The sequence below is a fragment of the Mycolicibacterium sp. SMGY-1XX genome, from assembly GCF_059132455.1.
Genome location: NZ_CP101139.1, coordinates 207,476 through 232,257, shown reverse-complemented (window position 1 = coordinate 232,257; position 24,782 = coordinate 207,476). Strand labels below are relative to the sequence as shown.

The following is a 24,782-nucleotide window of genomic DNA, read 5'->3' as shown; positions in this document are numbered from 1 at the left end:
GGCTACTCGTGGTTCTCGATCGGGCCCAGGACATCGGCGGCAAGCCAGGCCAGCACGGTGTCCTCGGCGGGTGGATTGTGCAGCGCCACCCGCAGGTCGCGGTAGTAGCGCTGCAGCGGCGAACTGAGCCGCATCGACGCGGCGCCGATCAGTTGGCCGCAGTGATCGACGACGGCGCTGGCGTGGCGATGCACCAGCACCTTGGTGGCAGCGGCGTGCGCCGGTGTGATCTCCCCCGCCTGCACACGACGCACGGCGTCATCGAGAAGTGCTCGCGCACTCAGGAGTTCGAGTTCCGCCTGGGCGGCGCGGTCCCTGATCCGGGTGGTGTCCTTGAGCGCACCAGGCGCTCCGTCGGTGCGCGGTCCGGCACTGAAGTGCAGCGCTTCGGCACGGGCGGCCTCGGCGACACCCAGGTGTACCGAAGCCAGCATCAGCGGCCACCAGATCGGCTGCGTAGAGTCCACGGTGCGCCCGTCGGCGCCGATGTTCTCCACCAATGCATCAGCCTCGACACGTACACCGTCGAGCCGCAGATCCTGGCTGTCGGAGCCGCGCAGACCGGCCGCCGCCCAGGTCTCCACCACCGTGAGACCGTCCGCCGGTTGCGGAACAAGGAAGTGGCCCTTGCCTTCCCATTCGTTCGACCGGGCGACGATCACGATGGTTCCCGCAGCGCGCGCACCCGTGGCGTAGGTCTTCGCACCGTCGAGCCGCCAGCCCCCGTCGGCGTCACGGGAGGCCACCGTCTTGATGGGCGCGCCCCGGCTGGGTGCCCCGCTGAGTTGCTCGCTGGCGGCCAATGCCACGAGTTCCCGGGCGGCGAGGATGCGGGCGGCGAGCTTGGCCACCGCGTCGGATCCGTTGACCGAGAACAGCCGCATGGTGTGGATGTAGTGCATGGCCAGCACCAGGCCGGTGGCCGCGTCCCCCGCCGCGACCTCCCGCACCGCGGCCGAGGCCGCCGCGATGTCCCCACCCGGCCCCCCGAACCGGGTGGGCACCGTCAGCTCGGGCAAGTCACTGGAGCGCAGATCGGTGAAGTTCTCCGGCTGGAAACCGGAGTCCCAATCCGCGGCGGCGCGGGCCGCGATCGCATCACGGACCTGGCGGGCGGTCAGCGTCGTCATCGTGGGGCCACCGTGGTACCGGGCACCGCGGTGATCAGTTCGCGCGTGTACTCATGGGCCGGTGCCCCGAAGATCTGCGCGGTGGGTCCCTGCTCCACCAGTTCACCGCGGCGCAGCACCCCGATCTCGTCGGAGATCTGTTGCACCACGGCAAAATCGTGCGAGATGAACAGATAGCCCAGGTCGAGCTCCTGCTGCAGCTGCACCAGCAGCCGCAGGATCTGGTCCTGCACCGACACATCCAACGCCGACACCGGCTCGTCGAGCACCAGCAGCTCCGGCCGCAGCGCCAACGCCCGCGCGATCGCCACCCGTTGCCGTTGACCACCCGACAGCTCGGCCGCCCTGCGCTCTGCGGTGCCGGCCGGCAGCGCCACCTGGTCCAGCAGTTCAGCGGCGCGTTTGGCCTGGGCTGCCCGGTCACCGATCTTGAACGCCCGCAACGGTTCTGCGATCACCTCATCGATACGCAGCCGTGGATCCAGTGACGAGTACGGGTTCTGGTACACCAGCTGCACCCGGCGGCGCAACTCCCGCAACGCACTGCCCTGGGTGGTGGTGATGTCGGCGCCATCGAACCACACCCGGCCGGCGGTCGGCTCTTCCAGGCGCATGGCGATGCGCGCCAGAGTCGACTTCCCCGAACCGGATTCGCCGATAAGGCTGAACGTGCGTCCACGGTGCACGGTGATGGAGACATCGTCGACGGCGGTGACGGCCTCTTTGCTGCCCGGCAGCGGGAACCGCTTGGTGATGTTCTCCAGATGCAGCAGGCTCGTGGTCTGGGCCGGGCGGCCACCGACCAACGACGCCCCGGTCAGGCTGGGCGCGGCGGCCAGCAGTTTCTTGGTGTACGCCTCGGTGGGCGCGCTCAGCAGTTGCGCGGTGGGTGCGGATTCGACGACGGCGCCGTGGCGCATCACCACCACCCGGTTGGCCCGGTCCGCGGCCACGCCGAGGTCATGGGTGATCAACAGCACCGCCGTGTTGTCCTCGGCGGTGAGCTGCGCCAGGTGGTCGAGCACCCGTTTCTGCACGGTGACGTCCAAGGCGCTGGTGGGTTCGTCGGCGATGACGAGTTTGGGCCGGCACGCCAGCGCGATGCCGATCAGCACCCGCTGCTTCATACCACCGGACAGCTCGTGCGGATACTGGCGCGCACGGGCTTTCGGGTGGGTGAGCCCGGCCCGGTCCAGGATCTCGATGGCCAGCTCAGCGGCTTCGGTGCGCCCGGCCAGACCGTGCACCCGCAGTGCTTCGGCGACCTGCTCGCCGACCCGCTTGACCGGGTTGAGGGCCAGGTTCGGATCCTGGGGAATGAAGCCGATCTCGGCGCCACGGATGGTGCGCAATGCGCGTCCCCGCAGCCGGGTGATGTCGCGGCCGTCGAATCCGATGGAGCCTGCGGTCACCCTGCCGGTTGCCGGTAGCAGGCCGATGATCGAATGCGCGGTAGTCGATTTCCCGGATCCCGATTCGCCGACGAGTGCGACCACTTCACCGGGGGCGATGTCGAGGTCGACGCCGCGCACCGCGTCCACTTCGACGCCGTGCCCGTGGTAGCCGACGTGCAGGCCCTTGAGTTGCAGGAGGCTCATCGCACCAGGCCGTCACTGTCCAGGGCGCGGCTGATCCGGTTGGCCGAGAGCACCGCCAGTGCGATCACCAGGCCGGGCAGGGTGGTCAGCCACCATGCGGTCACCAGGTAGTTGCGGCCTTCGGCCACCAGTGAGCCCCATTCCGGAGCCGGTGGCGGAGCACCGAATCCGAGGAAGCTCAGCGACGACACCGCCAGGATGGCCGCCCCGAATTCCAGTGCCGCCAACACCAGCACCGATCCGAGGGAGTGCGGCAACACGTGTCGCCACAGGATCGTCCACTTGCGGACACCGCACACCGAGGCCGCCTCGATGAAGGTCTGGGTCCTGGTGCGCAACACATCCGAACGCATCAACCGTGCGAAGCTGGCCACCGACGCCACCCCCACCGCGATGGCAACGTTGACGGTGCCGAAACCCAGTGCGGTAACCACGGCCAGCGACAGCAGCAGCCCGGGGATCGACAGCAGCACATCGACCAACCGCATGATGACGTCGTCGACACGTCCACCGGCGAAACCGGACAACACGCCGATGGCCGAACCGGCCACCAGACCGACGGCCACCGCGATCGCGGTGGCCTGCAGGGACAGGGCCGTGCCGTGCACCACGCGGGAGAACACGTCACGGCCCAGATGGTCGGTGCCGAACAGGTATTCGGCGCCCGGGGCGTGCAGTTTGTCCTTGGGAACCCCGGTCAGCGGGTCACGCCCGGCGAACAGTTCCGGAAACAGCGCCCAGCCCACCACCAGGAGCAGGAACAGCACCGACAACAACAGGCCGGGACGGCGCAGCAGCGTGACGACGGGCCGGCGCCACTTCTCCCCGCGGGTACGCACCCGGACGCGGGAGTCGGCGTCCACCAGCTCGTCGGCGCCGATGGTGACATCGAGCAGCGTCATGAGCTCTCACCGCCGACCGTGACGGGCCGCACGCGGGCGATCCGCGGGTCCAGCAGCGGGTAGATGACGTCAACCAGGAGGTTGACCACCACGAAGATCGCGGCCGCCAGTACCACCAGGCCCAGCAGCATGGGGATGTCCTGCGCTGCCACGGCCTGCTCCGTCAGGCGGCCGATGCCGTGGCGACTGAACACCGTCTCGACCACCACCGCGCCGGCCAACAGGTTGCCCACCGTGATGCCGACGATGGTCAGCACCGGGATGGCCGCGTTGCGCAACGCGTGGCGCAGCTGGATCTGCCAGCGCGGCACACCCTTCGCGATGGCCGTGTCGATGTAGGGCTGCGCCCAGGTGGCCGTCAGTGTCTTGGCGAGCAACTGGGCGAAGACCGCCGCGGTGGGTACCGCCAGGGTGACCGCGGGCAGCACCAGCGACGCGAACCCCTTGTTGCCGGTGGCGGGGAACCAACCCGTGCCGAACGAGAAGACCTGCAGCAGAAGCAAACCGATCCAGAACGTCGGTACCGAGACGCCCACCGGCGGAAGCGACAGCAGGAACTGCCGCACCGGGCGGATCTGGGTGAACGTCGCCAACAGGGCCAGCGTCCCGCCGGCGAGCACCGACAGCACGAACGCCAGCGCCGCCAGCTGCAGCGTCTGCGGCAGCGCCTCGGCGATCAAGGTGGTGACCTTCTCGTTGGTGGGCACCGACGTCCCGAAGTCACCGCGCAGCGCGTCGGCCAGGGTGTGCAGATACTGCAGGTGCACCGGCTGATCCATGTGGTGTTCGGCCCGAAGCGCCTCCACCACAGCGGGATCGACGGCCACCTGGTCACCGCCGGCGCTGAGCATGATCTCGACGGGGTCACTGGGCAGCAGGTACAGGATGACGAAGGTCAGCGTGAACGCCGCCCAGAGCACGAACACTCCCTGGGCGGCCCTGCGCAGCAGGTAGCGACTCATGAGCCGTCGTCCGTTCGCCAGGTGTCGTAGAGGACGGTCGCCCCGTAGGGATCGATGGCGACGCCGTGCACATTCGGTGCCACGCCCACTGCCTTGGTCTGCTCGCGCACCGGGATCCAGTAGCCGTCACGCACCAGCTTCTCCTGCAGTGCCCCGGCCGCCGCCGCGCGATCCTCGTCGGTGGACGCGACGTTGAGGTCGGTGGCCGCCGCGGTCAGGTCCGCTTGATCCGATCCGGCCAGCGCGGGATTGGTGGGCAGGAAAAGTCCGACCAGGAAGTCGACGTCTTTGGCCGGTCCGTACCCGGTCAGGAAGTCGTAACCCCCGTCGGCTTTGTTCTTCATCAGCGCGGTGTACTCGGCCTGGGTGACCGGCAGGATCTCCGCCGCGATGCCGACCTTGTTGAGCTGCTGCTGGATCAGTTCCAGCTCCTGCTGCGTGGCGCCCTGGCTGGAGCCGCTGATGATCATGATCTTGGGCGCCAGCCGCAACCCGTCCTTGGCCCACACACCGTCGGCGCCCTTGACCCAGCCGTTGTCGGCCAGCAACTTCTGCGCCTCGTCGGGCTGATACTGCAGGTACTCCGACTTGTCCTGCCACAGCGGAGTATTGGCGGCGATGGCGCTGGTGGGCACGTTGTACCGGTCGGAGAACAGGGTGTCGCGGATCTCGGTGCGGTCGATCGACTTCTGGATGGCCTGCCGCACCACGAGATCACCGCCGAGCGGGCTCAGCGGATTCTGCCGCAGTCCCGGGACGAGATTGGGGGTGACACCCGTCAGGATCTCCGCGCCCTGGGCGGTCACGCTGTCCTGGTCGACCACCGGTACGTCGTCGATGATGTCGAACTGCCCGGAGGCCAGGCCGCCGACGCGGACGCCGGACTCGGGCACCACCTCGAAGACGATCTGGTCGAGATAAGCCGCACCGTCGTGGTCGGTGACGCCGGCGGTGGGCCAGTTGTAGTCGTCACGCTTGTCGAGTGTGATGCGCTGCTGGTTGACCACCTCGGAGATGACGAACGGTCCACTGCCCACCAGGTTCTTGCCGGCGCAGCGGTCCTCCAGCGAGGACTCCAGGGTGCTCGGCGCGTAGATGGAGAAGTACGGGTCGGACAGGTTACGCAGGAAACCGAGCTCCGGTTCGGTGAAGTCCACCCGCACCGTTTGCGGGTCCACCACCGTCGCGCCCTGATAGGTGTTGAGCGCGCTGATGATCTGGGTTTCGGCCTGGCCGCTCTCGGTGATCTCCTTGAGGTTGTCCAGGTTGGCCTTGACCAGATCGGCGGTCAGCGGGGTGCCGTCGGAGAAGGTCACCCCTTGGCGCAGGTGCAGCGTGAAGGACTTCGCACCGGGGGCGATGTCCCAGCTTTCCGCCAGCCGCGGAATGACGTCGCCGGTCTCGCGGTCCTGATCGGTGAGCCGGTCGGCGAACTGCTCGGGGGCCGACAGGCCGCGGGCCCGCAGCGCCGGGTCGACACATTTGGGCCATTCGGACAGCGCGTAGGTCAGGGTGCCACCGGAGACGGGGTCACCGGCCGGCTCCGATGCGCCTCCTGAGCCTGAACCGGAGCACGCGGACAGGGTCAGGGCGGCGGCGCCGAGCACTGCGACGGCGCCGAGGGTACGAGATGTGTTCATGGTGGTGTCTTTTCGTCGAGGGGGTGTGGGAGGGGACGCGTTCAGCGCTGACATCGCGGCATCATCGGCCGATCCAGGCGTCGTAGAAGACGCTCTCGCCGTAGGGGTCGACGCGGTAGCCGTGCACGTTGGAGGCGGTGGCGAACACCCGGGTGGCTTCGCGCACCGGGATCCAGTCAGCCCTGTCGATGAGGAACCGCTGCAGCGCCTCCGCCGCCGCGGCCCGCTGCTCGTCGTTCTCGGCGAAATCGAGTGCGTCGATCTGCTTTTCGAGTTCCGGGTCGGGGAAATTGCCGAGGCGCCGGTTGGTGGAGCGGAACAGCCCGATCAGGAAGTCGATGTCCTTGCTCAGGCCCGCGCCGGAGGAGAAGTCGTAAGGAGGCGCGGCCACGCCGCTTTTACCGACACTGTTGAGGTTGGCCGACTCCTCGGCCGCCGTGGTGGGAACCAGCTGCAAGGCGATACCGACACCCTTGAGTTGCTGTTGGATCAGCTCGAGATCCTGCTGGGTGGCCCCGCGGCTGCTACCGGCCACATAGGTGAGCTTCGGCTCCAGGCGCACCCCGTCACGGGCCCGCACGCCGTCGGGTTGCAGCACCCAGCCGTCGGCCTCCAGCAGCGCTTCCGCTTCGTCGGGGTGGTAGGCCAGCTCGCCGGACTGATCGGTGAACAGCGGCGTGGAGGCGGCCACCAGACCCGTCGGCACCGGGTAATCCGGGCTGTACAGCGTGTCGCGGATCTCCTCGCGGTTGATGGCTTTGGAAATCGCCTGTCGCAGCGCGATATCGGCACCCAGCGGGCTGTACGGGTTGTGGTAGATGCCCGGGTTCAGGTTCGGGATGGTGCCGAACACCACCTCGGCCCCGCCGGCCTTGAGCGCTTCCTGGTCGGTGGCAGGCACTTCGTCGATGACGTCGAACTGACCGGACTGCAGGCCACCGACACGCACGCCGGATTCCGGCACCACCTGAAACTCGATGCTGTCCAGGTACGCCTCCCCCTGGTGCTCGGAGACGTCCTCGGGGGCCCAGTTGTAGTCGGGGCGACGCTCCAGGACCACGCGCTGGTTGCGGACCACCTCTTTGATGACGAACGGCCCTGAGCCGACCAGCTTTCCGTCGCAGCGGTCCTCGTAGGACGAGGCGGCGGTGGCCGCCGAGTAGATGCCCAGGTACGGGTCACTGGCGTTGCGCAGGAAGCCGAGTTCGGGCAGTTCGAACCGCACCCGCACGGTGTGTTCGTCGACGATGTCCGAACCCAGGTAGCTGCCCAGCGCGCTGTTGACCGGAGTGTCGGTGTGGCCGTCCTCCGAAAGAGCCACCAGTGCATCCAGATTGGCGCGCACCACCTCGGCCGTCAGCGGCGTGCCGTCGGAGAAGGTGACGTCATCGCGCAGCGCGAACGTGAAGGTGCGGCCACCGTCGGTGATCTCCCAGGACTTCGCCAGGCGCGGGACGATCCGCCCCTCGGGGTCCTGATCGGTCAACGTTTCCACGTACTGCTCGGGCCCGCTGAACAGTCGGGCACGCAGGGCTGCATCGATACATTGCGGGTACGACGCCACCGCGTACCGCAGCGTTCCGCCGCGCACCGGATCCTGGTTCTGCTGGCCGGTATTCGAAGCAGACCCGACGCACCCAGAGGCCAGCACCGCCACCGCGATCGCTGCCGGCACACCTCGGGTACGCATCATCCGTAGATCTCGTTGACGACGGGCACGTGGGCGGGGTTGAGCAGAGTGCGCGAGGAGTACCCCAGGCTGCGGCCCAGTTCGGTGGAGGCGCGCAGGGCATCCTCGTTGCCGCCCTTGGGGAACGTCACCTGCACCGGGCCCGGCAGGCCCGCGGCCCGCGCGGCGAGGACCACCTGCGCCCGGGAGGTGAACAGGCCCTCGTCGGTGGCGGTGCCCAGATCCTTCTTGAGGTCACCCTCGCCGAGGCCGATCGATCCGACCAGGTGATCGGCTTGCGCCAACTCGGCGACGGCCAGCACCCCGGCGGCGGTCTCGACCATCACCTGCAGCCCGATCACGTGCACGATCCCGGCGGCGGCGCGGCGTCGGTCGAGTTCTTTTGCCACGGTGCGCACTTCGTCGGCGCGGACCGACTTGGCCACCCGGATCGCTGACAACCCGGGGCCGACGATGGCATCGAGATCGGCGTCCAGGTGACCGGTGCCGACGGCGTTGATGCGCACCAGGACGGGCTTGGGTGGTGTCGTTGTTATCACGTCAGCGACCAGCTTGCGGCCGGCATCCTTGCGCTCGGCCGGGGTGAGGTCTTCGAGGCAGAACACCACGGCGTCGGCGTCGTTGTCGAACGCGGCGGCCACCAGGTCTTCGTCTCCGGCGGGAACGTAGAAGTACGAGCGGACGGCGGCTGGATCGAATTGTGCAGTCATCAGAAGAATCCCGAGGTAGGAGGTTCGATATCGTCGAGGAGGTAGGCGCCCACCACGCTGGCCTTATAGGCCCGTGGATTGTGGCTGGCCACGGTGCGCGCGTTGCGCCAGTGCCGGTCGAGGTTGTGGCGGCGGGCCGCGGCGGAGGCGCCACCGACGTCGAAGAGTTGCTCGCCGGCTTTGAGTGCGGCCTCGATGGCGAAGAACTGGGCTCGGGCGACGGTGACGCTGGCTTCCAACAGGGCTTCCTGCTCGGCCGGCGAACCGTTTTCGGTGTCATCGACGAGATCGATGGTCTCGGCGGCGCGCAGGACCGCCGACTCCGCGGCATACACGCGTGCCGCGGTCTCGCCGACCGCCAACCGGACATAGGGGTCGTCGACCGAGCGCTCGACGCCGCTGTGTTTGATGGGCCGGGCTTTGTTGCGGGCGTATGCCACCGCGTCCGCCAGCGCGTTGCGGCCGATACCGACCTCCACGGACGCCAGGAAGATCTGGAAGAACGGCGAGATGGGCGGCCGCGCGCCGACTTGCGGGTCGACGGTGACGAACTCGTCGTCATGCACCACCACGTCGGTGAAACGTGTTGTGCCGCTGGCGGTCAGTCGTTGTCCGACACCGTCCCAGTCATCGATGCGCTCGATACCGTCCCGGTCGGCAGGGATGACGAAACCGCGCGGTTGGTCGTCCTCGTCGACCACCCGCACGTTGATCCAGTCGGCGAACAGCGTGCCGGTGCTGTAGTACTTCACCCCGTTGACCCGCCACCCGTCGGGGGTCTGCCGGACCCGTGTCGACATCTGGCCCTGAACGCCGCCCGTCTCACCGCTGGCCAGCCCGAACACGTCACCGTCGAGGATGCGGGCGAACCACCGTTGCTGCTGCTCGGCATTGGTGGACCGGCGCAGCTGTTCGACGAAGGCGAAGTGGGACCGCACCGCCTGGGCGATGTTGGCGTCGGCGGTGGCCAGGTCGATCACGAACCTGACCAGCTCGCCGACCGTCGAGTTCGGCCCACCGAAACGGGTTGGCACCCGCCAGGTTCCGAGACCCTCTGCGAAAAGACGCCGCACCTCCGGGTAGGGCATCCGGCGCACCAGTTCACGGTCAGCGGCTTCGGCGGCGATGTCCGGTAGGACGGTTCGGGCCGCGGCGCGCAGGTCGGCCACCGAGGTGGGCGCGGCAAGCGAGGTCACGAGGAGTGCTCCTGATCTTCAGTGTCGGGATGGTCAGATGTAGGTGCGCGACACCCAGGCTCCGGGGTCGCTGGTCAACTCGGCGACCTCGTCGGGCAGTCGGCCCGCGACCAGATCGGCCAGTGTGGTGCGCTCCAGGACGCGGCGCAAGGAGACCCGTGCCGCAACCCACACCAATTGCAGCGTTTCGGAACGGCTTTCGTACTCGAGGTCTTCTGGGCATTCGCCGCGCACGGTGAGCAATGGTCCGTTGAGGGCCCGCACGATATCGGCCAGCGCGATGCGCTCCGGCGCGATCCGCAGGCGGTGCCCGCCGCCGTGGCCACGTTGGCTGATGATGAACCTGGTACGGCTGAGCTCCGAGAGGATGGCTTCCAGATACTTGGCCGGGATGTCCTGTTCGGTGGCGATGCTCTCGGAACTGTGCGACACCGTCCAGTCCGCGGCCAGATGCGCCAGCGCCCTGAGCGCGTAATCGGTTTTAGCCGAGATGCGCACGGGCCGATTCCTGCTGAGCATTCTCCAGCCCTGCTGCCGCACCGCGCACATGCCGGACCTCGGTGTAGCCGAGATCCTGCAACGTCTGCACCACCCGCTGCGACCCCTGCTCGCGGTTGCAGAACACCACGATGGAGCGCGCCGTCGAGATGCCCAGCGCCCCGGCGGCTCTCGGGTCGAACAGCGCAGGCACGTCAGCCTTCTCGACGTGTACCACCCCGGTGATGCTGCGCTCGCGGTCACCGCTCTTGCGGACGTCGAGCAGCACCGCACCGTCGCGATGGCGCGCCAGCGCCTCTTCCGGGGAGATCAGCAGCGCGTCATGATCGTCGGCGCGCACAGTGGAGCCCAGTGCAGCCGACAGGTTGGCCAGAGCCAGCCTGAGCACCTCGTCGGATTCCGGCGCCACCACCGCTCCGCAGCCGTGCACGTCGAGGTCGCGGTCCAGGACATACGCCCCGCGTAGTAGATGCCGACCGCCGAGGTCGGCGATCACCGGATGCAGCGAGTACTCCAGGCCGGTCAGGTGTGACGAGGTGCCCCCGGTGGCCACGGGCATGACCGTCTTGTCGGCGAAGGCGCCGGGCGGCAACAAGTCCAGGACCGCCTTGAGCACCGCGGAGAACGAACCGTTGCGCACCGGGGTGACTGGGATGACGGCATCGGCAACATCGACCGTCTCGACGATGTGACGCGCGTCGGGAGCCGACGTATCCCCGGAAACCAGCACGTCGGCGGGTATCTGGGCGGGGTCGACGATCAGCGTGGTGTGACCGTAGGCGTCCAGGCACTCGGCCACGTAGGCGCTGAGCGCGACCGCGCGCGAGGCCTTTCCGGAGGCGCCGGCGAGCACCACGATGAGAGCCATTCAAACCTCCTCTGGCACAGCTGTATTCACCCTGCGATGTCAGCTGATTCTTTCTCTAGCGGATTAGTAGGGAAAGAGATCGACTCAGCGTGATTCTGTAACGTCGTAGCGGTGTTGATCTGGATCAACGGCGCATTCGGCGCCGGCAAGACGCACACCGCCCACGAACTGCACCGGCGGCTGCCGGATGGTCACGTCGCCGACCCGGAGCTGCTCGGGTTCGCGATGCACAAGATGCTGCCCGCCTGCGCGCGTGCCGACTTCCAGGATCTGCCGGGCTGGCGCGCCGCGGTGGTGGCCACGCTGCGGACCGCCGAACGCGCCGCCGCCGGCCCGCTGATCGTGCCGATGACGATCGTGCGCGACGACTACTTCGACCAGATCATCGGCGCGCTGCGCGCCGAGATGGAGGTGCGGCACTACACCCTGATGGCATCGCCGGCGACGCTGCACAAGCGGCTGCGCTCCCGGCTGGAAGCGATCGGCGCCCGGGTCTTCGGTGGCGACGAAACCTGGGCCATGCGTCAGATCGACCGCTGCGTCACCGCACTGGAGTCACCTCGGTATGCCACGCACGTGCCTACCGACGACCACACCCTGGACGAGGTGGTGGAAACCGTTGCCGCCGACGCCGGGCTGACCTTGGTGGCGCCGCGGTTGTCACCGCTGCGTGCCCAGATCCGTCGGCTGGAAGTGGCAGCGCGACACATCCGGGTGTGACGTGCTTACACCGGCATGGGGTGGAGCAGAACCGTGTACCCCAGATCCTTCAGGATGCCCAGTTCGACCGGACTGAGGACCCGCACGCCGGGGCCGTACTCCAACCACGGGAGCATCAGTATCGCGCGGCCCGGCGCGGAAGCCGATTCGGCCAGATGCACCACACTGCTCGCGCTCCACGGATCCGATGTGAACAACGGAACCAGCCCGCCGTACGCCGCGACCGCGTTGGGCCCGGCGAAGTACAGGCCACCGTTGTGGCCGTTGATGTTTCCGTCGTACGCACTGTTCCAGGTGAAGTCACTCGAGATAACCTTCGTCCCATCCGGAGCCGCGACGTGGGCATCGAAGACCGACCAGTACCGGTGGTCATTGTTCCCGGGCGAATCGATGCGGGACAGAAACCCGAACGAGTGCATCAACTCGTGTACCGCCACCGTCCGGAAGTCCAGACTGTCCGGCCCCACCGGCGCGCCGAGCGCCCACGGGTAGGCGAAGTTCCAGTTGATCACCCCGTCAGCCGCAGCGCCGTTGGCGTCGACGCCGGTCACGACTTTGACCTGGATGACGGACCGGAGGAATTCGTCCGCGTTTCCCACGAGATTGCTGCCCGCGGTCGCGAGGATCTGGGTGTCGGGGTTGTCGAGACCGGTGACGTCGTACGTGAGCGTGACCGGGGCCGTGACGAAGAAGTACGTACCGACGGAGGTCGCCACCGACTCCAGAGCAGCCCGCCGTTCCGCGGTCCAGTGCTCGGCGCCGGTGGTGTAGTCGAACGCGAATCGGATGGCGCCCTGGTTCACCAGCATCGCGGCCGACGTGCCAGGGTTGCGGAAGAGGTCGAGCAGATTGACGTGCAGCCCACGGTCATACGCCGCGATCACGAAGGTCTCCACCCCGGCGAAGTCGGCTCCGGGGGTGTAGGTGTAACTGCCGTCCGGATTGAGCTGCAGCGTCCCGGCTTTCGGCCCTTGGACGACGCGGTAGACCATCCCGTCACCCTCTGGATCCACCGCACCGAGCCGGCCGCTCACCGGTTCGCCGGATTGCCCGGTGAACTGGACGACGGACTGGACCGTCGGCGCCTGATTGAGAAAGGCCCGCTGCAGCGTGAACACGGTCCCGGTGAGTGCCTCCCGGACGGGCGTGCTGACAGGCAACGACGCGATGAACGACTGTGACGACGCCATGAGGGCCGCGATCTGACCGGCCACCTGCTGCTGCCGTTCACCGACGGTGCTGCTGGCCTGCAATGCCCACGGCTGGCTGGGCGCGGGCGCGGCGGGGTGATCGGCGTCGGCCGGGTCGCTCACCGGCGGTGCCGCGACCGGTTCTGCGGCCGCCCGCCCGGCTGCGTCCTCGCGGGTTACTGCGGCCGGTTCGTCGTCGGTGGTGTCAGGTGTCTCCGTCGGTGCGACCGGTCCGGTCCGGTCCCGAGCGGTGCGCTGGGCAGGGCGGGGCTCGTTCTGCGCGTCCTCCTCGTCAGGATCTTCGGCGTCGTCCTCGTCAGGGTCGTCCTCGCCAGGGTCGTCCTCCGCTGCGTCGTCCTCGTCGTCCCGGTCGGCCGCGTCGGTGTCTCCGGCCGCCTCGGAGCTCCCAGTGTCATTCGACGTTCCGGACTCGTCGCTGTCGGAAGGCGACGACGACACCGTGGACTGGCCGGTGGTCTCCGCGGTCGCCACTCCCAGATCGGGGCTCAGCGCGGACAAGCCCAGCAATGCCGCGCCCATTCCGGCCGAGGCGGCGCCCAGCTGCAGCCAACGCCGCACGGCAAAGGCTCCAGACCGTCGAGACCGGCGCGCAGCTGACCGATTCGCCACTTTTTGACCCCTCCGGCAATCACAGGAGAGGTCAACTTATCGCGGCGCACCCACTCGCGCCCGCGAATGCCTACGAACACAAAAACGCCGGCTGCATGGGCAACCGGCATTTTCAGGGAGTGCGCCCGAAGGGATTCGAACCCCTAACCTTCTGATCCGTAGTCAGATGCTCTATCCGTTGAGCTACGGGCGCTTGGGTACAGCTTCTTCAGTTATATGGCGGAGGCGAGAGGATTTGAACCTCCGGTCCCCTGTAAGGGGGACAACTCATTAGCAGTGAGTCCCATTCGGCCGCTCTGGCACGCCTCCTTGCGTCCTCGGAGATTACCGGACCCGCTCGGAGCACCGGAACCGCCGAGGGAGAAGCGTACAGGCACTCACATATGCTGACCAAATGACCGCCCGACTGCGCCCGTTGATGGCCGAACTTCCGGCCTACACACCAGGCAAGACAGTGCCCGGCGCGATCAAGCTGGCGAGCAACGAAACCGTCGACGGTCCGCTGCCCAGCGTGCGCGCTGCCATCGAGAACGCCACCGGCAACCTCAACCGCTATCCCGACAACGGCTACGTCGAACTCAAAGAACACCTGGCCAAGCACGTGAGTTTCGCGCCGGAGAACATCGCCGCCGGCGCCGGTTCGGTGAGTTTGTGCCAACAGCTGATCCAGATCACCGCGTCGGTGGGCGACGAGGTGATGTTCGGCTGGCGCGCGTTCGAGGTGTACCCGCTGCAGGTTCGTGTGGCCGGAGCCACGCCGGTGCAGGTGCCTCTGAAAGATCACACCCACGATCTGGACGCGATGCTGGCCGCCGTCACCGACCACACCAGGCTGATCTTCATCTGCAACCCGAACAACCCGACCTCCACCGTGGTGGACCCGGACAAGCTCGCCGCCTTCGTCGAAGCAGTGCGCAGCGACATCCTGATCGCGATCGACGAGGCCTACGTCGAGTACATCCGCGACGGCCTGGTCCCCGACAGCCTCGGGCTGGTGCGCAGCCACCCCAATGTCGTGGTGCTGCGGACGTTCTCGAAGGCCTACGGGTTGGCGGGTGCACGGGTGGGCTACGCGGTGGGCGACCCCGACATCATCACCGCGCTCGGCAAGGTCTACGTCCCGTTCACCGCGACCAGCCTGAGCCAGGCCGCGGCGATCGCGTCGATCCAGGCGTCCGAAGAACTGATGGCCCGCACCGACGCCGTGGTGGCCGAACGCGCCCGGGTGTCAGCCGCGCTGCGTGAGGCGGGTTACGAGCTGCCGGACTCCCAGGCCAACTTCGTCTGGCTGCCGCTCGGACCCGAGCGCACGGCCGACTTCGTGGAGCAGGCCGCCAACGCCCGGGTGCTGGTGCGGCCGTACGGCACCGACGGGGTGCGTGTCACCATCGGCGCCCCGCACGAGAACGACACCTTCCTGGCGTTCGCGCAGGGCTGGATCTAACCGGGCGTGCGCCCCGTGAACGCCAGCAGTTGCTCGAATTCGGATGCGTCGCCGCCTATCTCGACGGGTTGATCGAAGCCGACGGCCTTCCGGCCCTCCGGGGTGATGATGCCCTTGGCAGCCTCGAGCACGTACCCGGCCAGCGTGTCGGGGACTTCGAGTTCCCGGCCCACGGCCTGGGCGTAGTCCCAGCCGTGCACCAGGAACTCCAAGGACAGGATGCTGACGGCCGAGGTGGCGGGGAACTGGCCCGGGCCGACGGAGACCGTGCCGTCAAGGCCGCGCCGGTGCCAGGCATCGAGGGCCGGACGCGCCGCCATGATGAGTTGGCGGTCCACCGCGTCCTCGCTGTTGTTGTCGGGGAACTCGGCGCCGGCCGCACCACCCAGGGTGGTGATGGAGGACAGCAGGTGCTCGGTGAGACGGGCCACGTCGAACTCGGTACACGGTGTCGGTCGGGACATGTCATCCCGGGAAAGGGGGCGGATGACGGCATGCAGCACGGTGAGCGTCGCTTCGGCACACGCCAATTCGTCGACGGGTGGGGTGAAAGTCTGCTTGTACGTGGGGTCGGCCATGGTGTCACGTTAGGCCCGGCCCCCGACATGGCACTAGCGTCGAAGCGATGAAGCGCATCGTGATGGCGGTCCTGGTTGCGGCCTGCGTGCTGACCGGGTGCACCCGCACCACCGAAGGCGTGGTGGCCCAGACCACCGAACCCGTCTCCGTCACAGGAATGAAGTGCGCAGAGTTCAACGCCCTCGGCGACCGCGACAAGATGGCGGTGATCGACGAGATCATGGACGGTCAGACTTCCCGCAATCCCGCATTGATCAGCGGCCTGGCCGATGTGCTGTGCCGGACCGCACCGGAAGCCGACGTCGAGCGACTGCTGCGTGGACTTGCCGGGCGCTGACCCGCAGACCCCAACCAACCGGTTAGCCTGGCGTCATGGGTGACGCTTACGAATCGCTGTCGGTCGAGATCAAGGACCGTGTTGCGCAGGTGACGCTGCTGGGTCCCGGCAAGGGCAACGCCATGGGCCCGGCGTTCTGGGCGGAGCTGCCTCGGGCGTTCCGCGCGCTGGACGCCGATCCGGAGGTCCGGGCGATCGTGCTGACCGGCTCCGGCAAGCACTTCAGCTACGGGCTGGACCTGGCGGCCATGGGTGACACCCTCGGCCCGATGATGGCCGACGGGGCGCTGGCCCGGCCGCGCGCCGAGTTCCACTCCCGCCTCAAGACCATGCAGGACTCGATCACCGCGGTCGCCGACTGCCGCACCCCGACCATCGCCTCGGTGCACGGTTGGTGCATCGGCGGCGGCGTCGACCTGATCAGTGCCGTCGACATCCGCTACGCCAGCGCCGATGCCAAGTTCTCGGTGCGCGAAGTGAAGTTGGCCATCGTCGCCGACGTGGGGAGCCTGGCCCGGCTGCCCCTGATCCTGAACGACGGGCATCTGCGTGAGCTGGCACTGACCGGCAAAGACATCACCGCGGCCCGCGCCGAGAAGATCGGCCTGGTCAACGACGTGTACGACGACGCCGAGGCCTCCCTGGCCGCCGCCCATGCCACCGCAGCCGAGATCGCCGCCAACCCCCCGCTGGTGGTGCAGGGTGTCAAGGACGTTCTCGACGAGCAGCGCACGGCCGCGGTGGCGGCGAGCCTGCGCTACGTGGCGGCGTGGAATTCGGCCTTCCTGCCGTCGAAGGACCTGACCGAGGGCATCTCCGCCATGTTCGCCAAGCGTCCGCCGGACTTCAAGGGCGAATGACCCTGGTGCATTCGCTCGACGCGCAGCGTGCGGTCGACGAGGAGTTACTCCGGTGCCGGCTGGCAACGATGGACGATGCGGCGCAGCGGTTGCGGCAGGGCGCGCTGGAGACACAGCCGGTCCGCCGTGCTGCGATTCGCACCGACACTGCACGAGCAATGAGCGGTGGCGGAGGGATTTGAACCCCCGGACGGTGTTAGCCGTCTCTCGCTTTCAAGGCGAGTGCATTAGGCCGCTCTGCCACGCCACCGCCGACAAGAGTAGCGGCTCAGGCGCGCCCGAACTTGCCCGGACGCTCCACGTGCTTGAGTGCGGTGCTGATGCGCCGACAGTTCTCCCCCATCGCCGCCATCTGCGGGCGCGACAACTGACCGAGGAAGTGCGTGCGCACACCCTTGCAGTAGGTGACCATCGCCTCCCGCACGGCGGCCCGGCCTTCGTCGGTGATGGCGGCCAGCACCCCCCGGCCGTCATCGGGGCTCGCGGTGCGTCTCACGAGTCCCTGCTTCTCGAGACGCCGGATCTGCCGGGTCACCCGACTGGGCAGCGACAGCAGCGCCTGCGCCAGATCCCCCATGCGTGCCGCCCCGGTGGGCGAGCGATCCAAGATGTCGAGAAGCCGCACATCGCTGAGCGTGAGCTGATGCGAGTCGGTCAGACCCCGGTTCAATGCGGCGTACATACGCAGCGCCGAATCGAGGAAGTGTTGCCACGCCCTCTCCTCGGCAATATCAAGCCCGGGCATATCGCTTGCGGTGCGCCCGGCAATCATCCCCTCCATGGGCTGATGGTATGCGATCGAAGCGAATCAAGTAAGCCAAACCTGCAGGTAGTAGCGTGACAAATATGCGTGCAATCGTCGCTGACCCGTCGGAGCAGCTGGAGTGGAGCGACGTGCCCGATGTGGCACCCGACCACGGGGAAATCCTGATCAAGGTCGCTTGCGCGGGCGTCAATCGCGCGGATTTGCTGCAGGCAGCGGGCAACTATCCACCCCCGCCCGGCGCCAGCCCGATTCTGGGCCTGGAAGTGTCGGGGACCGTGGTCGGCCTGGGTGGAGCAACCTCCGATTGGCAGATTGGGCAAGAAGTCTGCGCTTTGCTGGCGGGCGGCGGATACGCGGAATACGTGGCTGTGCCGGCCGGTCAGGTCCTGCCCCTGCCGGCCGGGGTCGACGTTCACGACGCGGCCGCGCTGCCCGAAGTGGCGTGCACGGTGTGGTCCAACCTCGTGATGACGGCCCACCTGTCAGCCGGTCAGATGCTGCTGATCCACGGCGGCGCCAGCGGTATCGGCACCCACGCGATCCAGGTGGCGCGCGCCCTGGGGGCGCGGGTGGCCGTGACCGCCGGCTCGCACGCCAAGCTGGATCTGTGCCGTGAGCTCGGCGCCGGGCTGACCATCTGTTACCGCGACGAAGACTTCGTCGAACGGATCAAGGACGCCACCGACGGCGCCGGTGCCGACGTGATCCTCGACATCATGGGGGCGTCCTACCTCGGCCGCAACGTCGACGCCCTGGCCGCCGACGGGCAACTGATCGTGATCGGCATGCAAGGCGGGATCAAGGGTGAACTCAACATCGGCAAGCTGATCTCCAAGCGCGCGCGGGTGATCGGGACAGCGCTGCGCGGGCGCCCGGTGGACGGGGCGAACGGCAAGGCCGCGATCGTGCAGGCGGTGAAGGACTCGCTGTGGCCGCTGATCGCCGACGGCCAGGTGCGACCGATCATCGGTGCCCGGTTCCCGATCGAGCGGGCCGCCGACGCCCATCAGCTGATGTCATCGGGTCAGGTGACGGGCAAGATCCTGCTGACGGTCGCCTGATCGGCCTCAGCCGAGGCTGGCCAGCGCGCGGACCAGCTGGTCGACCTCGTACATCGTGGAGTAGTGCGCCAGACCGATGGTGACCGCGCCGCCCACGTCGTTGACGCCGATGACGTCGAGCACGCGGGAGTTGGCGTTGGGGATCGCCAGCACTCCGTTGTCCGCCAGCCGCTGCACCACCCGCTCGGCGGGCACGTTCTGCACGGCGAAGCTGACCACCGGGATGCGTTCGTCGGGAGCGCCGAGCAGCATCACCAGCGGCAGTGACCGTAACGAGTTCAGCAGGTAGTCGAAGATCCGGTCGAGGTATGCCGAGGCGGATTGCATTGACACGGCTAGTCGTTCGCGCCGGGTCCCCGTCGCGGACTCATCCAGTCCGGCCAGGTACTCGATGCTGGCCACCACACCGCCGAGCAGTCCGTACTGATGGACACCCATCTCCAGGCGGGCCGGGCCCACCGCGTACGGGTTCATGGACACCGAACCGAATGTGTCGATGAGTGCGGGATCGCGGAACACCAGGGCTCCGATGGGCGGTCCACCCCAGGCCACGGTGTTCAGCGCCACCACGTCGACGTCGGATTCCTGGATGTCGATCAGGCGGTACGGCGCCGCGGCGGTGTGGTCGACGACCACCAGACCGCCGATGTCGTGAACGAGCTTGCTGACCGGTGGCAGATCCACCACCGTGCCCAGCGTCGCCGATGCCGACGCGATGGCCACGAGTCGGGTGGGCTTGGTGATGAGGCCTTCCCACTGCCAGCCGGGCAGTTCGCCGGTCTCGATGTCGACCTCGGCCCACTTCACCTTGGCGCCGTACCGGTTCGCCGCTCGCAGCCAGGGAGAGATGTTGGCTTCGTCGTCGAGCCGGGTCACCACCACCTCATAGCCGAGGCCGGCTCGCGACGAGGACGCGTCGGCCAGGGAGGTGAGCAGGACCGCGCGGTCGGCCCCCAGCACCACACCGCTGGGATCGCCGTTGACCAGATCGGCGACCGCCTGGCGTGCGGCGTCCAGCAACGCGGCGCTGCGCCGAGCCGACGGGTGCGGGCCGGCGGTACTGGCCATCGAGGTGCGGAATGCGGTCGACACGGTGGTCGACACCGCATCCGGAACGAGCATCCCCGACTGTGCATCGAAGTGCACCCAGCCGTCGCCAAGAGATGGGTGCAGACCTCGCACCCGGGCGACGTCAAATGCCATGCCAGCCACCTTAGAAGGTCAGATATTGGTCCGGCGGGTGGGCGGGGGGATGCTCACGAGGCACCTTCGCTGCCCGATCCGGGTCACTTGGTGGGCAATACTAGTCCAGTGGCCGACGAGTTCGGAGTGCTAACTCTCTGAACATTGCGGTGACAGTTCTTGTACAGCTGAGAGCTCCGTAGGAGTTTGCTCAAACCAACCCGCCGCTAGCGGAACGTGTTCTCATCCGGCACGTGCCGGCGGCCTCGGGAGTGGTACTCGAGTCCGTCCACGGGAACGATGTCCCCGACGGACTAAGGTCGCTAGGCAACGGCGGCAACCGTATGGACGAATGGCGCGAAGGAACAGAGAACAAGTGACCACGGACGACGACAACATCGAGATCATCGGCGCGGATCCGGAGCTGGCCGGCGCGGCCGACGGCGACGACGACAAGGCGGTGACCGATCTGGTGCAGCAGCCTGCCAAGGTGATGCGGATCGGCACCATGATCAAGCAGCTCCTCGAAGAGGTGAAGGCCGCGCCGCTCGACGACGCCAGCCGCAACCGGCTGCGCGATATCCACAAGACCTCGATCGCCGAGCTGGAAGAAGGTCTGGCGCCGGAACTGCGCGACGAACTCGAACGGCTCGCCCTGCCGTTCAGCGACGACGCCGTGCCCTCGGACGCCGAGCTGCGGATCGCCCAGGCGCAGCTGGTCGGGTGGCTGGAAGGGCTGTTCCACGGCATCCAGACCGCACTGTTCGCCCAGCAGATGGCGGCCAGGGCCCAGCTGGAGCAGATGCGACAGGGCGCCCTGCCGCCGGGAGTGGCCGTACCGGGCCAGCAGCGAGGTGGCGCGCACCCTGGCACCGGGCAGTACCTGTAGTACCGCTGTGAGTTCACCTACCCGGCCACATATCGAGACCCGCGACGCGTGGGTCGAGTTTCCGATCTTCGACGCCAAATCGCGTTCTCTGAAGAAGGCGTTCCTGGGCAAGGCCGGCGGCACGATCGGCCGCAACGAGTCCAACGTGGTGGTGATCGAGGCGCTGCGGGACATCACCCTGTCGCTGAAGATGGGTGACCGGGTGGGTCTCGTGGGCCACAACGGTGCCGGCAAGTCGACGCTGCTGCGGCTGCTGTCCGGCATCTATGAGCCCACCCGGGGCTCGGCGACCGTGCACGGCCGCGTGGCGCCGGTGTTCGATCTCGGTGTCGGCATGGATCCCGAGATCTCCGGCTACGAGAACATCATCATCCGCGGCCTGTTCCTGGGTCAGACGCGCAAGCAGATGATGGCCAAGGTCGACGACATCGCCGAGTTCACCGAGCTCGGTGAGTACCTGTCGATGCCGCTGCGCACCTACTCCACGGGTATGCGGGTGCGGCTGGCGATGGGTGTGGTGACCAGCATCGACCCCGAGATCCTGCTGCTCGACGAGGGTATCGGCGCCGTCGACGCCGACTTCCTGAAGAAAGCGCAGAGCCGGCTGGCCGATCTGGTGGAACGTTCCGGGATCCTGGTGTTCGCCAGCCACTCCAACGAGTTCCTGGCGCGGCTGTGCAACACCGCGATGTGGATCGATCACGGCACCATCCGGATGAGTGGTGGCATCGAGGAGGTCGTCGGCGCCTACGAAGGCCCCGATGCGGCCCGGCATGTACGTGAGGTGCTCGAAGAGACAGCACGGGATCGGGCTGTGCCGAATGACTGACACGGTGTTCGCCGTGGTGGTCACCCATCGTCGTCCGGAGCAGTTGGCAGTGTCGCTGGGCGCGTTGACGACCCAGAGCCGGCTGCCGGATCACCTGATTGTCGTCGACAACGACTCCGATGACCGCGTACGCGAACTGGTGGCCGCCCAGCCCACCCCGACCACGTATCTGGGTTCACGCCGAAATCTGGGTGGCGCAGGCGGATTCGCGCTGGGAATGCTGCACGCGCTGGCGGCGGGCGCCGACTGGATCTGGCTGGCCGACGACGACGGGCATCCCCACGGACCCGATGTCCTGGCGACCCTGCTCTCGTGTGCCGCCAGACACGGACTCGGTGAGGTGTCGCCGATGGTGTGTGATCTCGACGATCCCTCGCGGCTGGCCTTTCCGCTGCGCCGCGGGCTGGTGTGGCGGCGTCGCGTTGACGAGCTGCGGGTGGACGACTCCGCCGGAGGCGACCTGCTGCCCGGTATCGCCTCGCTGTTCAACGGCGCCCTGTTCCGGGCCTCGACGGTGGAAGCTGTTGGAGTGCCGGATCTCCGGTTGTTCGTCCGCGGCGACGAGGTGGAACTGCACCGCCGGCTGGTGCGCTCGGGGGTGCCGTTCGGCACCTGCCTGGACGCGGTCTACGTCCATCCGCAGGGTGGCGACGAGTTCAAACCGATTCTCGGCGGGCGGATGCACACGCAGTTCCCCGACGATGCCACGAAACGGTTCTTCACCTACCGCAACCGGGGCTACCTGCAGTCACAACCGGGCATGCGCAGGCTGATCCCGCAGGAATGGGTGCGCTTCGGCTGGTTCTTCCTGGTCTCGCGGCGTGATCCGGCCGGCCTGTGGGAGTGGATCAAGCTAAGGCGGTTGGGAAGACGGGAGAGGTTCCAACGATGACGTTCGTCGATGCGGCGGCACAGTCCAGGACGCTCTCACGGGCGCGACGTGACCTGGTGGACGGCTTCAACAAGCGCGAGCTGTGGCTGCACCTGGGCTGGCAGGACATCAAACAGCGCTACCGGCGTAGCGTGCTGGGCCCCATCTGGATCACCATCGCCACCGGCACCATGGCCGTGGCGCTGGGCGGGCTGTACTCCAAGCTGTTCAATCTCGAACTCGCCGAGCACCTTCCGTACGTCACGCTGGGCCTGATCATCTGGAACCTGATCAACGCCTCGATCCTGGAAGGCGCCGACGTGTTCGTCGCCAACGAGGGCCTGATCAAACAGTTGCCGACGCCGCTGAGCGTGCACGTCTACCGGTTGGTGTGGCGGCAGGTGCTGCTGTTCGCGCACAACATCATCATTTTCGTGATCATCGCGATCATCTTCCCGCAGCAGTGGAAGTGGACGGATCTGGCGTTCATCCCAGCGCTGGCGCTGATCGTGTTGAACTGCATATGGGTGGCGCTGTGTTTCGGCATCCTGGCCACCCGCTACCGCGATATCAGCCCGCTGCTGTTCAGCCTGGTTCAGCTGCTGTTCTACATGACCCCGATCATCTGGAACGACCAGACACTGCGGGATCAGGGCGCAGGCAGCTGGGCGAAGATCATCGAGTTCAATCCGCTGCTGCACTACGTCGACATCGTCCGCGCACCGTTGCTGGGCGCGGATCAAGAACTACACCACTGGGTGGTGGTCATCGTCCTGACCATCGTCGGGTGGACCGTCACCGCATTTGCGATGCGGCAGTACCGGGCCCGGGTGCCCTACTGGGTCTGACGGCTCCGGCCGACGCCGGAGTCGCTCGGGGTGGTGGTAGTCGTTCACGCGGGGTTGGCCGACGTCGAGGTGCGCCGGTGGGATCCACTCGGTCTGGCCGAAGGGGTTTTTGCGGGTGATCCAGCCTCCGTCGGTGACGAGTTTGTTGTCCTTCGGGCAGGCGAAGGCCAGATCATCGATATTCGTGAGTCCGCCCTGGGCCCAGTCCAGGACGGCGTGGTGGGCCTCGGCGCCATAGCCGGGCACGTCACAACCCGGTCGGGTGCAGCCCCGGTCGCGGTCATAGAGGACGATCTGCTGCGACGGGCTGGCCACCCGTTTCGTGCGGCCCAGGTGCAGCACTTCCCCATGGTCGCCGTAGATGACCAGATAGTGGTAGGCGTGGCGGGCCAGCCGCAGCACGTCGAGCACAGGTAGGCGGGTGCCGCCGGCGGTGACCCCGAGCCCGAGTTTCGCTTCGAGTTCGGCCAGGGTGGTGGAGACGATGATGGTGGCCGGCAGGCCGTGGTGTTTACCGAGTTGTCCCGAGGCCAGGATGGCGCGGCCGACGGCGACGAGTGCGTCGTGGTTGCGTTGGGGTTGGGTACGTCCGTCGCGGCGGGCGGCGTCGTCGGTGACCTCGTCGATGCAGGGGGATTCGTCGCCGGGGTTGCAGGCACCCGGTGCGGCCCATTTGGCGTGGATGGCTTCCCAGGTGGCGGCGCCTTCGGGGGTGAAGTAGCCCCAGAATTTGCGGCGGCCGTCGCGTAGTTGGCGGCCGACGTGCATCTCACCTTGGGCCGTCCGGGGTTTCGGGTCGATGGGTGGGCGGCCGTCCTGGTCGAGTTGGCGAAACAGGTCGTCGGCTTCTTTGCGGACTTCATCGGGGCGTTTGCGGCGGGCCAACTGCACCAACTTCGCTTCGGCCTCATCACGCTGGGTCTGGTTGATGTGCCCGGGGAGCTGCTTCAGGAATTCGCGGATCACTGCGACGTGTCCGGTGTTGATCGCGCCGTCGGCTTGGGCCGCGGCGGTGTCGGCCAGCCAGGGCTGCAACGGTTCCCCACTCAGGGCGGTGCGGGGGCCGAGTCGTTCGGCGTCGTCGACGAGTTTGTTGGCCTCGTGGCGGGTGATGCGCAGGATTTCGGCCAGCGCCCGTGGCAGCGTGTCGCCGAGTTCTTTCGGGCTGGAGTGGTGGCGTAGGGCGGCGATCTCGCGGTATTGCAGGGCGGGGAGTCGGTTGAGGATGCGTTGGGTGCGGGCCAGGAAGTCCTTGTGCTGCAGCACTGTGCGTTGGGTGGGTTCGGAGGCCAGCAATGTTGTCACCGCAGCATCGATCGCCTGGAAGGCCCGTGACACGGGGTCTTCCTGCATGGCGGTCGGTGGCGAACTCATACCTACGA

At 67.5% G+C, this 24,782-nt stretch carries 24 protein-coding genes and 3 tRNA genes; 9 read left to right on the top strand and 18 right to left on the bottom strand.

Features of this window, described 5'->3' with window-relative positions:
• Positions 1 to 2: 2 nt before the first annotated feature.
• From NL241_RS01060 to NL241_RS01015, 10 genes are all read right to left on the bottom strand, one after another.
• Positions 3 to 1,130 carry an acyl-CoA dehydrogenase family protein gene (locus NL241_RS01060; protein ID WP_494396534.1) on the bottom strand — a complete coding sequence of 376 codons (1,128 nt, stop codon included), beginning with the start codon at positions 1,128 to 1,130 and terminating at the stop codon, positions 3 to 5.
• Positions 1,127 to 2,728: a dipeptide ABC transporter ATP-binding protein gene (locus NL241_RS01055; protein ID WP_494396533.1), complete on the bottom strand. Its 1,602-nt coding sequence runs from the start codon at positions 2,726 to 2,728 to the stop codon at positions 1,127 to 1,129. Before NL241_RS01055 ends, NL241_RS01060 begins: the two co-directional genes overlap by 4 nt.
• Positions 2,725 to 3,630, bottom strand: a complete 906-nt coding sequence (locus tag NL241_RS01050) for an ABC transporter permease (RefSeq protein WP_494396532.1) — start codon at positions 3,628 to 3,630, stop codon at positions 2,725 to 2,727. Before NL241_RS01050 ends, NL241_RS01055 begins: the two co-directional genes overlap by 4 nt.
• Positions 3,627 to 4,592, bottom strand: coding sequence for an ABC transporter permease (locus tag NL241_RS01045; protein WP_487692276.1), 966 nt, complete (start codon positions 4,590 to 4,592; stop codon positions 3,627 to 3,629). Before NL241_RS01045 ends, NL241_RS01050 begins: the two co-directional genes overlap by 4 nt.
• Positions 4,589 to 6,232, bottom strand: a complete 1,644-nt coding sequence (locus tag NL241_RS01040) for an ABC transporter substrate-binding protein (protein ID WP_487692275.1) — start codon at positions 6,230 to 6,232, stop codon at positions 4,589 to 4,591. The genes NL241_RS01045 and NL241_RS01040 overlap by 4 nt, the downstream gene beginning before the upstream one ends.
• 61 nt (positions 6,233 to 6,293) lie before the next feature.
• Positions 6,294 to 7,925 carry an ABC transporter substrate-binding protein gene (locus tag NL241_RS01035; protein WP_494396531.1) on the bottom strand — a complete coding sequence of 544 codons (1,632 nt, stop codon included), beginning with the start codon at positions 7,923 to 7,925 and terminating at the stop codon, positions 6,294 to 6,296.
• Positions 7,922 to 8,632 (bottom strand): HpcH/HpaI aldolase/citrate lyase family protein, encoded by a 711-nt coding sequence (locus NL241_RS01030; RefSeq protein ID WP_494396530.1) that lies wholly within the window; start codon positions 8,630 to 8,632, stop codon positions 7,922 to 7,924. Before NL241_RS01030 ends, NL241_RS01035 begins: the two co-directional genes overlap by 4 nt.
• Positions 8,632 to 9,828: an acyl-CoA dehydrogenase family protein gene (locus NL241_RS01025; protein ID WP_494396529.1), complete on the bottom strand. Its 1,197-nt coding sequence runs from the start codon at positions 9,826 to 9,828 to the stop codon at positions 8,632 to 8,634. The genes NL241_RS01030 and NL241_RS01025 overlap by 1 nt, the downstream gene beginning before the upstream one ends.
• A gap of 33 nt (positions 9,829 to 9,861) precedes the next feature.
• Positions 9,862 to 10,326, bottom strand: coding sequence for an RrF2 family transcriptional regulator (locus NL241_RS01020; protein ID WP_487692271.1), 465 nt, complete (start codon positions 10,324 to 10,326; stop codon positions 9,862 to 9,864).
• Entirely contained in the window at positions 10,310 to 11,194 is an 885-nt protein-coding gene (locus NL241_RS01015; protein ID WP_487692270.1) for an NAD(P)H-dependent oxidoreductase, read from the bottom strand. Before NL241_RS01015 ends, NL241_RS01020 begins: the two co-directional genes overlap by 17 nt.
• A gap of 111 nt (positions 11,195 to 11,305) precedes the next feature.
• Here NL241_RS01015 and NL241_RS01010 point away from each other — a divergent pair, with 111 nt between their 5' ends.
• Positions 11,306 to 11,914: an AAA family ATPase gene (locus NL241_RS01010; protein WP_494396528.1), complete on the top strand. Its 609-nt coding sequence runs from the start codon at positions 11,306 to 11,308 to the stop codon at positions 11,912 to 11,914.
• Between the two features lie 5 nt (positions 11,915 to 11,919).
• Here NL241_RS01010 and NL241_RS01005 read toward each other — a convergent pair whose 3' ends face one another.
• From NL241_RS01005 to NL241_RS00995, 3 genes are all read right to left on the bottom strand, one after another.
• Positions 11,920 to 13,683 (bottom strand): Ig-like domain-containing protein, encoded by a 1,764-nt coding sequence (locus NL241_RS01005; protein ID WP_494396527.1) that lies wholly within the window; start codon positions 13,681 to 13,683, stop codon positions 11,920 to 11,922.
• A gap of 171 nt (positions 13,684 to 13,854) precedes the next feature.
• Positions 13,855 to 13,927 (bottom strand) — tRNA-Arg (locus NL241_RS01000).
• 24 nt (positions 13,928 to 13,951) lie between these two features.
• Positions 13,952 to 14,043, bottom strand: a tRNA-Ser gene (locus NL241_RS00995).
• A gap of 85 nt (positions 14,044 to 14,128) precedes the next feature.
• Between NL241_RS00995 and hisC the strand changes: the two genes are divergently transcribed.
• Positions 14,129 to 15,178 carry a histidinol-phosphate transaminase gene (gene hisC, locus NL241_RS00990; protein ID WP_494396526.1) on the top strand — a complete coding sequence of 350 codons (1,050 nt, stop codon included), beginning with the start codon at positions 14,129 to 14,131 and terminating at the stop codon, positions 15,176 to 15,178.
• Here hisC and NL241_RS00985 read toward each other — a convergent pair.
• Positions 15,175 to 15,756, bottom strand: a complete 582-nt coding sequence (locus NL241_RS00985; RefSeq protein WP_487692266.1) for a TIGR03086 family metal-binding protein — start codon at positions 15,754 to 15,756, stop codon at positions 15,175 to 15,177. The genes hisC and NL241_RS00985 overlap by 4 nt on opposite strands.
• A gap of 47 nt (positions 15,757 to 15,803) precedes the next feature.
• On the opposite strand from NL241_RS00985, the gene NL241_RS00980 reads away from it, so the two are divergent.
• Together NL241_RS00980 and NL241_RS00975 are read left to right on the top strand one after the other, a co-directional pair.
• On the top strand, positions 15,804 to 16,094 hold the full coding sequence (locus NL241_RS00980; RefSeq protein WP_487692265.1) for a hypothetical protein: 291 nt from the start codon (positions 15,804 to 15,806) through the stop codon (positions 16,092 to 16,094).
• A gap of 35 nt (positions 16,095 to 16,129) precedes the next feature.
• Entirely contained in the window at positions 16,130 to 16,954 is an 825-nt protein-coding gene (locus tag NL241_RS00975; protein ID WP_487692264.1) for a crotonase/enoyl-CoA hydratase family protein, read from the top strand.
• 163 nt (positions 16,955 to 17,117) lie between these two features.
• Here NL241_RS00975 and NL241_RS00970 read toward each other — a convergent pair.
• Positions 17,118 to 17,204: transfer RNA gene (locus NL241_RS00970), tRNA-Ser, on the bottom strand.
• Positions 17,205 to 17,222: 18 nt separating this feature from the next.
• On the bottom strand, positions 17,223 to 17,735 hold the full coding sequence (locus tag NL241_RS00965; RefSeq protein ID WP_487692263.1) for a MarR family winged helix-turn-helix transcriptional regulator: 513 nt from the start codon (positions 17,733 to 17,735) through the stop codon (positions 17,223 to 17,225).
• A gap of 65 nt (positions 17,736 to 17,800) precedes the next feature.
• Here NL241_RS00965 and NL241_RS00960 point away from each other — a divergent pair, with 65 nt between their 5' ends.
• Complete coding sequence (locus NL241_RS00960; protein ID WP_494396525.1) at positions 17,801 to 18,781, top strand: NAD(P)H-quinone oxidoreductase; 981 nt, start codon at positions 17,801 to 17,803, stop codon at positions 18,779 to 18,781.
• A 6-nt stretch (positions 18,782 to 18,787) separates the two neighbouring features.
• Here NL241_RS00960 and NL241_RS00955 read toward each other — a convergent pair whose 3' ends face one another.
• Positions 18,788 to 19,984, bottom strand: coding sequence for a cysteine desulfurase-like protein (locus NL241_RS00955; RefSeq protein WP_494396524.1), 1,197 nt, complete (start codon positions 19,982 to 19,984; stop codon positions 18,788 to 18,790).
• 355 nt (positions 19,985 to 20,339) lie between these two features.
• Between NL241_RS00955 and NL241_RS00950 the strand changes: the two genes are divergently transcribed.
• From NL241_RS00950 to wzm, 4 genes are read left to right on the top strand one after another with little or no spacing between them, the layout of a single operon-like run.
• Complete coding sequence (locus NL241_RS00950; RefSeq protein WP_487692260.1) at positions 20,340 to 20,852, top strand: bacterial proteasome activator family protein; 513 nt, start codon at positions 20,340 to 20,342, stop codon at positions 20,850 to 20,852.
• A gap of 7 nt (positions 20,853 to 20,859) precedes the next feature.
• Entirely contained in the window at positions 20,860 to 21,681 is an 822-nt protein-coding gene (wzt, locus tag NL241_RS00945) for a galactan export ABC transporter ATP-binding subunit Wzt/RfbE (RefSeq protein WP_487692258.1), read from the top strand.
• Entirely contained in the window at positions 21,674 to 22,573 is a 900-nt protein-coding gene (gene glfT1 / locus NL241_RS00940; RefSeq protein ID WP_494396523.1) for a galactofuranosyltransferase GlfT1, read from the top strand. The genes wzt and glfT1 overlap by 8 nt, the downstream gene beginning before the upstream one ends.
• Complete coding sequence (wzm, locus tag NL241_RS00935; protein ID WP_494396522.1) at positions 22,570 to 23,400, top strand: galactan export ABC transporter permease subunit Wzm/RfbD; 831 nt, start codon at positions 22,570 to 22,572, stop codon at positions 23,398 to 23,400. The genes glfT1 and wzm overlap by 4 nt, the downstream gene beginning before the upstream one ends.
• Here wzm and NL241_RS00930 read toward each other — a convergent pair.
• Positions 23,299 to 24,774: an HNH endonuclease signature motif containing protein gene (locus NL241_RS00930; RefSeq protein WP_494396521.1), complete on the bottom strand. Its 1,476-nt coding sequence runs from the start codon at positions 24,772 to 24,774 to the stop codon at positions 23,299 to 23,301. The two genes, wzm and NL241_RS00930, sit on opposite strands and share 102 nt — an antisense overlap.
• Positions 24,775 to 24,782: the final 8 nt, after the last annotated feature.

What these genes read in the sequence shown, in the direction of transcription:
- NL241_RS01040 (WP_487692275.1), bottom strand. Translation starts at nt 6,232, where the DNA reads ATGAACACATCTCGTACCCTCGGCGCCGTCGCAGTGCTCGGCGCCGCC.
- NL241_RS01030 (WP_494396530.1), bottom strand. Translation starts at nt 8,632, where the DNA reads ATGACTGCACAATTCGATCCAGCCGCCGTCCGCTCGTACTTCTACGTT.
- NL241_RS01050 (WP_494396532.1), bottom strand. Translation starts at nt 3,630, where the DNA reads ATGACGCTGCTCGATGTCACCATCGGCGCCGACGAGCTGGTGGACGCC.
- NL241_RS00965 (WP_487692263.1), bottom strand. Translation starts at nt 17,735, where the DNA reads ATGGAGGGGATGATTGCCGGGCGCACCGCAAGCGATATGCCCGGGCTT.
- NL241_RS01035 (WP_494396531.1), bottom strand. Translation starts at nt 7,925, where the DNA reads ATGATGCGTACCCGAGGTGTGCCGGCAGCGATCGCGGTGGCGGTGCTG.
- NL241_RS01015 (WP_487692270.1), bottom strand. Translation starts at nt 11,194, where the DNA reads ATGGCTCTCATCGTGGTGCTCGCCGGCGCCTCCGGAAAGGCCTCGCGC.
- NL241_RS01060 (WP_494396534.1), bottom strand. Translation starts at nt 1,130, where the DNA reads ATGACGACGCTGACCGCCCGCCAGGTCCGTGATGCGATCGCGGCCCGC.
- wzm (WP_494396522.1), top strand. Translation starts at nt 22,570, where the DNA reads ATGACGTTCGTCGATGCGGCGGCACAGTCCAGGACGCTCTCACGGGCG.
- hisC (WP_494396526.1), top strand. Translation starts at nt 14,129, where the DNA reads ATGACCGCCCGACTGCGCCCGTTGATGGCCGAACTTCCGGCCTACACA.
- NL241_RS00980 (WP_487692265.1), top strand. Translation starts at nt 15,804, where the DNA reads ATGAAGCGCATCGTGATGGCGGTCCTGGTTGCGGCCTGCGTGCTGACC.
- NL241_RS01055 (WP_494396533.1), bottom strand. Translation starts at nt 2,728, where the DNA reads ATGAGCCTCCTGCAACTCAAGGGCCTGCACGTCGGCTACCACGGGCAC.
- NL241_RS00930 (WP_494396521.1), bottom strand. Translation starts at nt 24,774, where the DNA reads ATGAGTTCGCCACCGACCGCCATGCAGGAAGACCCCGTGTCACGGGCC.
- glfT1 (WP_494396523.1), top strand. Translation starts at nt 21,674, where the DNA reads ATGACTGACACGGTGTTCGCCGTGGTGGTCACCCATCGTCGTCCGGAG.
- NL241_RS01045 (WP_487692276.1), bottom strand. Translation starts at nt 4,592, where the DNA reads ATGAGTCGCTACCTGCTGCGCAGGGCCGCCCAGGGAGTGTTCGTGCTC.
- NL241_RS00985 (WP_487692266.1), bottom strand. Translation starts at nt 15,756, where the DNA reads ATGGCCGACCCCACGTACAAGCAGACTTTCACCCCACCCGTCGACGAA.
- NL241_RS00960 (WP_494396525.1), top strand. Translation starts at nt 17,801, where the DNA reads ATGCGTGCAATCGTCGCTGACCCGTCGGAGCAGCTGGAGTGGAGCGAC.
- NL241_RS00975 (WP_487692264.1), top strand. Translation starts at nt 16,130, where the DNA reads ATGGGTGACGCTTACGAATCGCTGTCGGTCGAGATCAAGGACCGTGTT.
- NL241_RS00955 (WP_494396524.1), bottom strand. Translation starts at nt 19,984, where the DNA reads ATGGCATTTGACGTCGCCCGGGTGCGAGGTCTGCACCCATCTCTTGGC.